Here is a 12,108-nt window from a genome sequence, read left to right on the forward strand (position 1 = left end):
TAGGGTTTCCGCAAGGTTCGGCGGGTCGAGCCTTTGAGGATGATCTGGAGGCGGAATTCGTTCTTTAGCGCGAGAGCGATGCGGGGGCGGGGCCTAATATTCGGAGACTTGGAGACTTGGAGACACGGAGACCAGGAGAGTCGATACTCTTGGCGGCATGGTCCAATGACCGGCGTAAGGTATTGGCCTGTTTTGAGGCGTAGGCGTGGTCGCGGTGTTTGATGAGGATCGACGCGAGGACGTAGAACGGCGGGTAGCCTAGACGCTGGCGAAATTTTATCTCTTCGGCATAAAAACCTTCATAGTCTTGTTGTTTAGCGTGTCTGAGGGCGTAGTGTTCGGGGTAATAGGTCTGGATGAGGACCTTTCCGGCCTGTTTGCCGCGGCCGGCACGGCCAGCGACCTGGGTGATGAGCTGGAATGTTCGTTCAGCACTGCGAAGATCGGGCAAACCTAAACCGATATCAACCGAAATGACGCCGACGAGGTGACGTTCGGAAAATCATGGCCTTTGGCGATCATTTGGGTGCCGACGAGCATGTCAGATGGCCTGCGGCAAATTTGAGCAGGACGTCTTCGATCTCGCCTTTGTGCGCCATCGTGTCGCGGTCGACGCGTGCGATCCGCATGTTCGGGAACTTTTTCGTGAGCTGATCGGCATGTTCTCGGTGCCTTCGCCGACGAAATAGAGATATTCGCTCTGGCAATGCGGGCAAACTCTTGGGCGAGCGTTCGCGGTGATTGCAGTAATGACAGAGCAGTTTGTCATCACCGCGGTGAAAGGTGAGCGTGATGTCGCAGTTCGGGCATGTGAGCGTTTCGCCGCAGGTGCGGCACAGCACGAACTGCGAAAATCCGCGTCGGTTGAGCAGGATGATGACCTGTTCACCGCGTGTGTGCGTTTCGGTAATTGCTTCGAGCAATTCTGGCGACAACGCAACGTCCTTGCCAAAGCGTTTGAAAACGTCACGCATATCGATCAACTCCGCCGTCGCCAGGCCGCGTCCGCCGATGCGGTCGGGCAGGCGAAGATATGTGTATTTGCCGGTCTGGGCGTTATAGAACGATTCCATCGCAGGCGTTGCCGAGCCGAGAACGACGACCGCTCCGGCGAGATTGGCTCGCATTACTGCAACATCGCGGGCGTTGTAAAACGGCGATTCGTGCTGGCGGTACGACGGGTCGTGTTCTTCGTCAACGATGACGAGGCCGATGTTCTCCAGCGGTGCAAAGACCGCGCGCGCGTGCCTATCGCGATGCGGGCGTCGCCGCGGCGGATGCGACGCCATTCGTCGTAGCGTTCGCCCGTGCTGAGGTTTGAATGGAGGATCGCGACCTCCGAGCCGAAAACGGCACGCAATCTTCGCGAGAACACAGGCGTCAGAGCGATCTCGGGCACCAGCATCATTGCGCTTCGGCCGTTATCGAGAGCATGCCGCATCGCTCGGATATACACCTCGGTCTTGCCGCTGCCGGTAACGCCGTGTAGGAGGAACGCCTTGAATTTGTCGTGGTCGCCGATCGCCGTCGTGATCGCGTCGAGCGCAGTCTGCTGTTCGGCAGTAAGCGTGAAATCGTCGCGTTCGGGCAGCTTGGCGTCCTTCAGCGGATCGCGATCGACATCTTGGATATAGATCTCGACGATCCCGCGTTTTGCTAAGGTATTGAGCGGCGAGGCACCGACGTTGGCTTGTTCGAGGACGTCGGTGAAGAGCATTTCGTTGTTGTTGGCCGCGAGGAGAGTGATTATGGTGTTTTGGTCATTCGTGAGCGGTCTTTGGCGGGAGAAGAACCACCCCGTCCGACGAAGCGTCACCCCTCCTTGGTAAGGAGGAGCTTTCGTTGAATTTAGCCTAACCGCCTTGCGTCTCTTAGGCCTTACTTTTTCGCTGTTGATGCCGGCGGGCAGGCTTGCCTTGAGCATTTCGCCCCAGAAACTGGCGTAGTAGTCGGCGGTCCATTGGGTGAGTTTTAGGATCTCGGGTGTGATGAGCGGTTCTTCGTCGGTGACGTCGATTATGTCTTTGATCTTTGATTCGTCGATCTCGACATCGGCGGGAAGATCCGTGTGCAGACCGACGGCATAGCCGGTCACGTTTCGGCGGCCAAAGGGAAGCATCAGGCGGGCTCCGAGCTTTAGCTTTTCGCGCAATTCTTCCGGCACGCGGTAAGTGAAAACACGCCGCAAAGGCACCGGCAGGGCGGCCTCGACGTAGCGGGGAAGCGTTTGGATTTCGGTACCGGGATCGGACATTTTTCCGCGTCTGTGGACAAAATGATAACCTATCGTGTCACCTTTTGCCGAAAGGCGGTGTCTAAGAAGTAAGAGAATTGGCCACGGATCGATACAGATAAAAACGGATAAGAAAAGAGGATCTTATTTGGCTTGGTTACTGGTAGTCATATCTATATTCATCCTAATCTATCTGCGGTTAAATTTGTTTGCTGGATTCTCGGGGTCTTTGCGGTAAAATCAAATTATGGACGGGGAATTCAAATACGAGGGAACAAAACGCGGGTTCAATCCGGTGTTGATCTTGGGTGTGCTGATCGGCGTGGCGTTGATAGGCGTTGCGATATATTTTCTGTCGTTGAAGCCGCCAATGGAGCAGCAGACGGCTCAGATCCTCGAAGGATCGCTTCGCGAAGGCTCGCCCGAGTTTGCGGCGATCAGCAGAGACATCATCATTGCGACCGATGACCGGACAGTGGAATCGCCGACCGGCATGGGCACGATCTCGATGTATATAAACGGCAACATCAAGAACAAAGGCACGAAAAACATCACCGCCCTCGAGGTGAACGTCGGGGTCGTCGATGTTAATAACAACGTTCTCCGCGAACGCCGAATTCTCGTCGTGCCGGTTCAGCAGCCTGCTCTGCCGCCCGGCGAGACAATTCCGATCACGCTCACACTTGACGGTTTCAGCCACAAGGACGACCGGGCGAATATTCGCTGGAAAGTAACGGCGATCAAGACGTCGAATTAGAGTTTATCGTTTCCGTGACGCCAGAGGCGTCAGATCTTTATAACACCATGGTATTCAGAAACATTCGACCCCGGCCGGGGTCGTGCCTTTTGTGCGTGACCTTGTTGCCATAAACTTTCGATCCCGCCGGGATCGATATGTTGACAGAAAAATATGTTTTAGACCCACCGATTTTCTGTATAATCGCATTACCGATGCGTGCAATTGTTTCAATTCTAAGTCTGATCTTATGCTCAACTGTCCTGGCACAGTCGGGGTTTCATAAGAACTATTCTGAGAGTGTTTCGCGAAATGAGGCGAACGATCCGGTCGTCGAATTAACAAAAGAACAAAAGAAATCGGATGACGACGTAATTCATGTCGATACCGATCTCGTGACGATACCTGTTCGTGTAATGACGCGAGGTGGGCGGCCTGTTCCGGACATCAAACCCGGCGAATTCAAGATATTTGAGAACGGCGTCGAGCAGGAGATCGCATATTTTTCGAGCCAGGACGAGCCTTTTACGGTCGCACTGATGCTCGATATGAGCTATTCGAGTGTGTTTAAGCTCAACGAGATACAGGCGGCGGCGATGCTGTTCATCGCTCAGCTGCGTAAGAATGACAAAGTGATGATCGTGTCTTTCGACGAAAAGGTCCGCATTCTCTGCGAAGCGACCGATAATCGAAAGGCGTTGCGATATGCGATCGAGGGAGCAAAGATCGGCTCGGGAACAAGCGTTTATACGGCGGTTGATAAAGTGATCAATGAGCGATTCAAGTCGATCGCCGGCCGTAAGGCGATCGTCCTGCTCAGCGACGGGGTCGATACGACCAGCAAGACCGCGAAGCCGGCGGACATTCTGCGTGAGATCGACGAAATGGACACGCTCGTTTATCCACTCCAATACGATACGTTCGACGACGTTCGAGAGTCGCGTCGAAAGGACGCACAGGTGCTCTATGACGACGACGACCGGCCGTATATTGTTGAAGCTCCGCTGGTAAAGGGCGAAAAGGAAGAGGACTACAGCAAGGCAAGGGAATTCTTAGAAGATCTTGCATCGCACTCAGGCGGACGCATGCAACGCGTCAGTTCGACAACGAATCTCAATTCTGCATTTGCCCGTATCGCTGACGAACTTCGCAAAATTTACAGTTTGGGGTATTATCCTAGCAGTGAAAAAACGCCGGGCAAGCGGTACTCGATCAGAGTGCGTGTTTATCGTCCGGATCTTGATATTCGTGCCCGTGATAATTATTCGACGGCGAAGAAAAAGCTGTAGTTTTGACAGGGGCGTGATAATTGATTTGAACGAATTGCCCCTACTAGCGTGCGGGCTTCTAAAAAGAAATTTTAAGGAGAAGTAAGTATGAAGAAAGTAGTCTCAACCCTGATTTTCAGTCTGTTGCTCTGTTTTAGTGCCGCGACGGTCTTTGCTCAAGAGGAAATGACGAACGACGAAGTGATCTCGCTGACCAGAGCGGGACTGGCGGGTTCGATCATTATCGGCAAGATCAGAACGACAAAGACGAACTTTGACATGTCCACTGACGCACTGATCAAGCTGAAGCAGGCCGGTGTCGGCGATGACGTGGTCGGAGCAATGCTCGAAACAAAGAGCAGCAAATCGACCGGCGGCACCACAACTTCAGGAGCGGCGTCCGTAACGGCGGCACTGCAGATCAATTCGACCGATCCGGTGTTCTATTTTTACCTCGACACGTCGAGCGGCGGTATGAACACTTCGAGCGGAATACCTTCGACGCCGAACGAATTTACGCTTGTGCGTTTTAACCAACGCAGCGACAACCGCGAGGTGACCATCGCCAAGAGCAATTCGTGGGGCGGCAAAGGCGGCCTCTCAGACGAATATGTCGTTGGCCTCAAGTCCGAGGATCTCGGCAACGGAACATTCAGAATAACCGCGACTGCACCCTTAAAGAAAGGCGAATACGGCTTTATGCTGCTCAACAGCGGTAATGCAAACAGCGGAGCCGGCGTCGGTTCGAAATTCTTTGATTTCGGCGTGCAGATGACGCCTTAGGCGAGATCGTGATTTCGGTTCAAAAAAGGGCAGTCCGGGAAAAATTTCCCCGGGCTGCCTTTTTCTTACTCGCATATCTTAAGGAGTACCGTAAACAACCGCGGAGTTCGAGAAGTGCGAGGTGTTCGTAGCGGCGACGGCACGGACGCGTATTCGTAAAATTGTCCGGGCGGTTTGGGAGTGTCGACGTAGGCTTGTCTCTTGGTCTTGGAGACACGCATTTGCCGCCGGTACCATTTCATTTTTGTTTTGGGGAAGACCAAACGTGTATTTTAGCTGTTTGGGTGAATTGTGGTACGTACCACAATTTTATCAACAAAAACGAAGGCGTCGGAACCCGTTTTAGGGCACCTGAACCCCATTAAAGCCCGCCCGAACCTCATAAAGGTATACCGGAACCCTGAAGGATCGGGAACCCCAATATTTTTGACCAAAAAATGAGGGTTCCTGATCTGAACATTGTTAGAGAAAAGAATCGTGTCGAATGCGTTTGTGCGGTAGTATTGCGGTTGGCTTTAGCCAACGGATTCGTAGCAGACATCGTTTTTCGGACGTTAGCCCAGCCGCGTGGTTGGGCTAAAGCCCGGAATCTATTTTATGATTCCGGCACCGTTCGCTAAAGCGAACGGCAATACGGAAAATTTAGTCCAGACTAGTGTTTACGAACCAGTTGATAACTCCGACGGATGCGATGAATCTGACGGATCCGATCTCACCCAATGAAACCAACCGCCCATTAGCGTCCGGCAAGCCCAACGCTTTTTGTGCACCATACAAAAATTTCTTTCGAGCCTGAGAGAATTGGCGTATCATAACGGCTATGAAGGGCAGCTTTGCGGTCAACAACGGATCCGGGGCATGTACGCGTGAGGCATCGGTCAACTTTCTGAAGAAAAGCAACAGCCAATCTGGCACCGAACGTTATACGCGTTGTTACCGATGACCAATTTCAAGCATCATATAAAAAGGTCGATGAAGAGTATACTGGGAACAAAGCACGAAAGCAGGCCTGACTCCGATTGCTCCCTCCTGTTAGGCAATATCGGTTTTAGATTCAGTTTGCGAACCAGCACCGAGATACGGTGGCGTTTTTCGACCCGTTCAATAAAGTACGCTTCGGAAATGGCTTCCCCGGGTTTAGTGGTTATTTACCGGATACGAATAAGGTACGTGTTCTATTTTACACGAACTTGCCCATATGGTTTTGGACAAAAAGGCGAAGCTCTGATTCCCGACGATGGAGGAAACCAATATAGCGGTAAGTCCAAAAAGAATACGGACAAGATTCTGAAGTATGTAAAACCGAGATTGATAAGGTTGTCGATTAGAGTCAAGAAAATGAGAATTTTATATAAGTGGGTTTTCCTTGTTTCAGTTTTCTGGGCAATGAGTATTGGTTGTTTAGCCCAATCTTACACGTCGGTTGTCAAGGGTCGAATCGTTGACAAATTGGGAAACCAGTTGTGAACGCAATGGTCTCTTTGGAGTCCCACTCAGATGAGGAAATCGATACATTCACTTATCAAGCCGGTACTTTCACCGACTCAAATGGTGGTTTTTCAGTAATAAATATTAGTAACCGCACCGAACGAAATCGCCGACTTTTCGTTGTGGGTTCCGTTTCGCCAGATGCTATCACTTTGATTGACTTGCCACCCACTGAGAAGTTCTGCCGCACCCTGCCCAATCTAGCAGTTACGACCGTAAGTCTTAAAGCAGACAGACCTATTGACCTTGGAAATATACTAGTGAAGGTGCGATTGCAGGTTGTCGAGATAACGATCATTGACGCCGATGGCAACGCACTAATGAAAACCAGCAAAGATTGGCGATCCATTTACTATACGCTTCGAGATCGTAAGGGTGACGTGTACATCGCGCGGAATTTCAACTTTGGATTTTGAGTCGAGCATCGACGTGAGCACCGGCACGATCGAATGGATCTACCGAAGGAGATTGGAAGATTACATTCATCTCTGATTTGGGCAACTCATCGGCCCTCGCTGAAACAGAATTAATTACTGCGAAGCCTGGAATTAAGAATCTAAAAGTTGAAATAATTGTGCCTAAGAGGAGCGGCGGAGAAGGTATAGAAGGTTAGTGTCAGACATGCGATTCTGACGATTAGCAAATGAAAAGGTTTGTCCGTGATGGCAAAGCCTTTTTGGTCGTATGTTTTGAATTCGGTGATCCGAATTGCGTTAGCGTTTCGATCTTACTGCGACTTTCGACGAGGCTTATTAGCGTTCTAATTGCGACGCCGGTTGGGCCTTTGGATGTGTGGGGTTTGTTGCTGTCGAGCCAGGCTGTGCCAGCGATGTCGAGGTGGGCCCATTTGGCTTTGTCGATGAACTCCTGGATAAAGACGGCGCCCATGATGGTGCCGGCTTTGCCGCGAGGGCCGATGTTTTTGATATCGGCAATGTCAGATTTGATCTGCTTGCTGTATTCAGCACTGAGCGGAAGCTGCCAGAATCCTTCGCCGGTCTCTTTGCCGCAAGCGATGATCTCGTCCACGAGGCCCTGATCGTTGCCCATGATGCCGGTATTCTGGTCGCCGAGAGCGATGATGACGGCGCCGGTGATCTTGCTGAGGACGAGGTGGCGACCGAGACGATCTTGAAAAGAAGGACGGAGAACCCAAACAGCACCGGCGGCTATACTCGCAAAAAGGTCCAGTACGATAGCTTGACGGATTTCTCTTCCTAGACCAGATCGGTTTTAGATTCAGCTTGTTCAAACCAGCACCGCGTGCAGATGCGGTGCTTTTTTCTTTGGGCGGGCGTGAATTTGGTTGGGCGAGCCTCCGCGGCGATCTGTTCGTCGTGGTCGAGATCGCCCCACGGTTTGAAATCGCGGGAATTGCATTTGGGGCAGAGGGTTGGCGATCGGTCTGGCATAAAATGTTAAGGCAAAAGGCAAAATCTGCATGAAGACGACGCGGGACTGTGGGCGAGAGAACCACCCCGTCAGCCGAAGCGGCTGCCACCCCTCGTTCTGGCAAATAGATCTTGCCAGTGTTGTGGTAGGTCCACAACCGCGTAAGGAGGGGAACTTCGGTTCTGACGCGTTGAATCATTTGTTATACTCGACACGTACTATTCCGCGTCCAATTTTAGCAGATTCCTTATTTTGTTTACGATGAAAACCAGACAAACGCATCTTGCAGTATTTTGCTTAGTGCTTAGTGTGTTCGGCTCAGCGGTCTTTGGTCAGACTGAGCCGAAGTTCGATTTTTATGCTCGCGGCGAATATCGTGCTAATGTGCCGAGGCCGCAGAGTTTGCTGCGGTTTGATGTGGGCGACCATCATACGACCTATGCACAGATGGAGCAGGTGATAAACGCCATCGCGGCGGCGGCTCCGGACCGTGTCAAGATCTTTGACATCGGCACGACCAACGAACATCGAATGCAGCACATTGTCGCGATCTCGTCGCCTGAGAATATGGCGAGGCTCGACGAGATCAAGGCGGCGAACGCAAAGCTCGCGGATCCGCGGACGACCTCAGCGTCTGAGGCGAACGCAATAGCGCAGAATAATCCGTCGATCGCGTGGATGGCATATACGATTCACGGCAACGAATCGTCGTCCTTCGAGGCGTTCATGCAGGTGATATATCAGCTCGCGGCGTCGAACGAGCCGGCAACGCTCGATATTCTCAAGAATACGGTCGTTCTGGTCGTGACCGGCGAGAACCCTGACGGGCACGAGCGTTTTGCGACGTGGTACAACTCGGTCGCGATCGGTTCGCCTGACCGCAATGCCATCGAGCATCGCGAACCGTGGTCGATCTGGGGCCGGGTGAATCACTATCGATTCAACCTCAATCGCGACACGCTCGCGTTTACGCAAAAAGAATCGCGCAATATGCAAAAAGCATATATGGAGTGGAACCCGCAGCTCGCGGTCGACCATCACGGCCAGCCATCGCAGTATTTCTTTCCGCCGACCAGCCTGCCGGCCAATCCCAATCTGCCGCAGCCGGTAACATCCAAATGGGAGGAGAGATACGGCCGTGCGAACGCGGCGGCGTTTGACGCGAATAAATGGGATTACTATGTCCGTGACATATTTGACGCATTCTATCCGGGATATTGGGACATGTATCCGTCGCTGAACGGTGCTACGGGAATGACATACGAGACCGACGGCGGCGGCCCGAAGGGACTGAATTGGACACGTGAGGATGGTACGATCGTGACGTTTCGTTCGTCGATCGCAAAGCACTACGTCGCCTCGATGACGACGCTTGAGACCAACGCCAGGCACAAGGTCGAGCGGCTCAAAGATTTTTACGATTTTCGTGCTAAAGGTATGGCCGACAATGCCCGTTCGAAGATGAAGCGTGTCGTCATCGACCCGACCAGCGATCGCGTAAAAGCTGCCGAAATGGTCGAGGTAATGAGGCTTTCAAATATCGAGGTCAAGGTCGCGTCGGCATCTTTCACGTCACCGACGGCCCATTCCTACATGGAAAAGGACTCGATCGCCGCATCAAAGACCTTTCCTGCCGGTTCTTACATCGTCGATCTCGATCAACCGCAGCGGATATTTATAAAATCGATCCTCGAACAGAACACGCCGCAGGACAAGGCCTTCATCGATGAGAACATGGCGCGTTTTCGACGCAATCAGATGCGCGGCAAGGGGCAGCCGAAGGAAGACTACGGCTTTTACGATATCACGGCGTGGTCGCTGCCGCTGTCGTTCGGTGTCGAGGCGTGGTGGACCGAGGAATCGACAAATGTCGCCGGAACGATGGTCGATGCGGCGTACCTCGAAACGGCAAAACGCGGTAGTGTGAACGGGCGAGCCTCGATCTCGTACATCATTCCGTACGAGACCGATTCGACGAGCGCGATGGTGATGCGCCTTACGCAGAACGGATACAGGGTCGCGGTCGCGACGCGGCAGTTGAACGCCGGCGGACGGAACTGGAAGCAGGGCACATTTGTGGTTCGCGTTTCGCGAAATCCGGACACGATCCACGACGCGATCGCAAAATACTCGCGTGAAATGGGCGTCAACGTCACGGCAGTGAACTCGGGATTTTCGGACGAAGGCGACACGAGCGTCGGCGGCGAGGCTGTGATCTCGCTTCGCGAGCCGAAGATCGCGATCGCGGCCGACGAAGGCGTTACTCAGGAATCATACGGTTCGATCTGGTGGACGTTCGATAAACACGGCATCAAATTTACACCGATGACGATCGGCTCGATCCGCGGCGGTGCACTGAAGGGCTATAACGTTCTGATAATCCCCGAGGGCTCGGCCGGTAGATATATGAGCTCGTTCGGCAGCGGCGGCGTGTCAGTACTCAAGGAATTCGCCTCCGGCGGCGGCACGATCGTCACGATTAGCGGCGCGTCGGTTTTTGCGGCACTAAAGGATGTCGGGTTGACTTCGGCAAAAATGGTCGGAAGCGACGAAGATGAACAAAAGGGCAAGATCACCGAAGATAAGGCGGAACCAAAACCCTCGCCGTCGCCCGGTGCAAAACCGGCGGACGCTGCTCCCCCTGAAATTGCATCAGACCGCACTGAGGGCATCGCCCCGAGTTTGCCCGCGATCGCGTCGCCCTCGGCCAATGCCAACAATGTACCCGAGGCCCTGCCGGGAGCGATCATGCGAGCGAAAGTCGACCGCACGACCTATTTGACCTACGGAGTCGACAGGGATGAGATGCCGGTGCTGATGGCGAGCGGTTATTTTTTCAGGTATTCGAAAGAAGGCACCAATGCCCTTGTTTTCGACGCCAACCCTAAAAAGCCGTTGACCATCTCAGGTTTCGTGTGGGAAGGCAACACCGAACGTCTGCTCAAGGGCACGGCTTACGTAATCGACGAATCGATGGGCAGCGGACACGTTGTCCTGTTTGCCGAAGATCCTTTCTTCCGGGGTATGACCAGGGCGAATACAAGGCCGTTTTTTAACGCGATCTTGTTCAACGGAGTGTTTTGAAGAAAGTCCGGGAAGTCTAGAAAGTGAGGGAAGTCTAGGAAGTCTGGGAAGGTATTGGCGAATGGCGACTTTTAAGCGGTTTGAGGACATATTGGCATGGCAGAAGTCTCGTGTGATCGCCCGGGATGTCTACTTAATATGCGGTTCGGGCGAATTTGGCAGAGATTATGATCTACGCAGCCAGATACGGCGGTCAAGCATTTCCATTATGGCGAATATTGCCGAGGGGCAAGGTCGGCGAACCGATAAGGACTTTGCTCATTTTCTGAACATCTCATTAGGTTCCGTCGCTGAAACCAAATCGCATCTTTATCTGGCGTTGGATGTCGGTCATATTTCACAGTCGCAATTTGATGATCTATTTGAAAAACTGGATGAGGTCGGTAAGATGGTCTTTGGACTGAGTTCTCATTTACGAATGCCTTCCTAGACTTCCCGGACTGACTCGACTTCCAAGACAAAGAATATGTTTACCGTAAAAGCAGGTTACAACAACAAGATCGAGGTTCGGTCCAGCGTTGACAGGGTCCGTGAGTTTTTTGCGGATGTGACGAATTTCGCTGAGCTGATGCCGGGGATATCGCAGATCCATATGGATGCGCATGGGGTCGCTCATTGGAAGATACAGGCCGAGATACCGCTGGTCGGCAAGATGCTGCAGAAATTTGCGGTCGAACTTGTCGAGAACTCAGAAGATCGAATCGAATGGTCGCCGGTGGGGGTAGATACGGGGAACTTACTGCGCTATTCGGCTGATTTTCTCGAAAAAACGAAGGATCTGACGGTAGTGCATTTTTCGCAGATGGTCGAGCTGCGGCGAAAGAATGCCCGAGACCTGCATTATCTCGCCGGTTTGGCAGGCGAAAACCTGATCAGCCATGAGATGACCAAGCGGATCACAGAGATGATCAAAGTCTTTATCGACAAGGCGAAAGAGCGTTTGGAGAAGTGACGATCTGTTAATGAAATCGAATTTCCTATTGCATTTTTCCCGATTAAAACCGAAAATTAGCGGAGTACAGTTTTTGGCAGCCGTTCGACAAAATAATTGCAACAAATACGATCAGGGGTCGTGTTTATGGTTGATCCGCCGATTTGGCCAAGCTTTCGTAGGCGTCAATTAA

At 52.4% G+C, this 12,108-nt stretch carries 13 protein-coding genes; 8 read left to right on the forward strand and 5 right to left on the reverse strand.

Annotated elements, in window-relative coordinates; translation table 11 throughout:
• Positions 1–64: 64 nt before the first annotated feature.
• The 3 genes from IPK01_11425 to IPK01_11435 form a co-directional block, all read right to left on the reverse strand.
• A complete protein-coding gene (locus IPK01_11425; protein MBK7934085.1) occupies positions 65–451 on the reverse strand; it encodes a hypothetical protein in 387 nt (128 codons plus the stop codon).
• A 67-nt stretch (positions 452–518) separates the two neighbouring features.
• Positions 519–1,127, reverse strand: coding sequence for a hypothetical protein (locus tag IPK01_11430; GenBank protein ID MBK7934086.1), 609 nt, complete (start codon positions 1,125–1,127; stop codon positions 519–521).
• Positions 1,127–2,254, reverse strand: a complete 1,128-nt coding sequence (locus tag IPK01_11435; protein MBK7934087.1) for a DEAD/DEAH box helicase family protein — start codon at positions 2,252–2,254, stop codon at positions 1,127–1,129. The genes IPK01_11430 and IPK01_11435 overlap by 1 nt, the downstream gene beginning before the upstream one ends.
• 226 nt (positions 2,255–2,480) lie before the next feature.
• On the opposite strand from IPK01_11435, the gene IPK01_11440 reads away from it, so the two are divergent.
• The 3 genes from IPK01_11440 to IPK01_11450 all read left to right on the forward strand — a co-directional run bounded on the left by IPK01_11440 (position 2,481) and on the right by IPK01_11450 (position 5,020).
• On the forward strand, positions 2,481–2,990 hold the full coding sequence (locus IPK01_11440) for a hypothetical protein (protein ID MBK7934088.1): 510 nt from the start codon (positions 2,481–2,483) through the stop codon (positions 2,988–2,990).
• 194 nt (positions 2,991–3,184) lie between these two features.
• Positions 3,185–4,258: a VWA domain-containing protein gene (locus tag IPK01_11445; protein MBK7934089.1), complete on the forward strand. Its 1,074-nt coding sequence runs from the start codon at positions 3,185–3,187 to the stop codon at positions 4,256–4,258.
• A gap of 87 nt (positions 4,259–4,345) precedes the next feature.
• Complete coding sequence (locus IPK01_11450) at positions 4,346–5,020, forward strand: hypothetical protein (GenBank protein ID MBK7934090.1); 675 nt, start codon at positions 4,346–4,348, stop codon at positions 5,018–5,020.
• Between the two features lie 642 nt (positions 5,021–5,662).
• Here the strand turns inward: IPK01_11450 and IPK01_11455 are convergent.
• Complete coding sequence (locus IPK01_11455) at positions 5,663–5,833, reverse strand: hypothetical protein (protein ID MBK7934091.1); 171 nt, start codon at positions 5,831–5,833, stop codon at positions 5,663–5,665.
• Between the two features lie 650 nt (positions 5,834–6,483).
• Here IPK01_11455 and IPK01_11460 point away from each other — a divergent pair.
• Positions 6,484–6,924: a hypothetical protein gene (locus IPK01_11460; protein ID MBK7934092.1), complete on the forward strand. Its 441-nt coding sequence runs from the start codon at positions 6,484–6,486 to the stop codon at positions 6,922–6,924.
• 220 nt (positions 6,925–7,144) lie between these two features.
• Here the strand turns inward: IPK01_11460 and IPK01_11465 are convergent, their stop codons facing one another.
• On the reverse strand, positions 7,145–7,717 hold the full coding sequence (locus IPK01_11465; GenBank protein ID MBK7934093.1) for a hypothetical protein: 573 nt from the start codon (positions 7,715–7,717) through the stop codon (positions 7,145–7,147).
• A gap of 35 nt (positions 7,718–7,752) precedes the next feature.
• Here IPK01_11465 and IPK01_11470 point away from each other — a divergent pair, with 35 nt between their 5' ends.
• The 4 genes from IPK01_11470 (at position 7,753) to IPK01_11485 (ending at position 11,936) form a co-directional block, all read left to right on the forward strand.
• Positions 7,753–7,953: a hypothetical protein gene (locus tag IPK01_11470; protein MBK7934094.1), complete on the forward strand. Its 201-nt coding sequence runs from the start codon at positions 7,753–7,755 to the stop codon at positions 7,951–7,953.
• Between the two features lie 208 nt (positions 7,954–8,161).
• Complete coding sequence (locus tag IPK01_11475) at positions 8,162–10,984, forward strand: hypothetical protein (GenBank protein ID MBK7934095.1); 2,823 nt, start codon at positions 8,162–8,164, stop codon at positions 10,982–10,984.
• A 61-nt stretch (positions 10,985–11,045) separates the two neighbouring features.
• Positions 11,046–11,414, forward strand: a complete 369-nt coding sequence (locus IPK01_11480) for a four helix bundle protein (protein MBK7934096.1) — start codon at positions 11,046–11,048, stop codon at positions 11,412–11,414.
• A 36-nt stretch (positions 11,415–11,450) separates the two neighbouring features.
• Positions 11,451–11,936 carry a hypothetical protein gene (locus IPK01_11485; GenBank protein MBK7934097.1) on the forward strand — a complete coding sequence of 162 codons (486 nt, stop codon included), beginning with the start codon at positions 11,451–11,453 and terminating at the stop codon, positions 11,934–11,936.
• Positions 11,937–12,108: the final 172 nt, after the last annotated feature.

This window comes from Acidobacteriota bacterium (genome assembly GCA_016713675.1).
Classification (GTDB): domain Bacteria; phylum Acidobacteriota; class Blastocatellia; order Pyrinomonadales; family Pyrinomonadaceae; genus OLB17.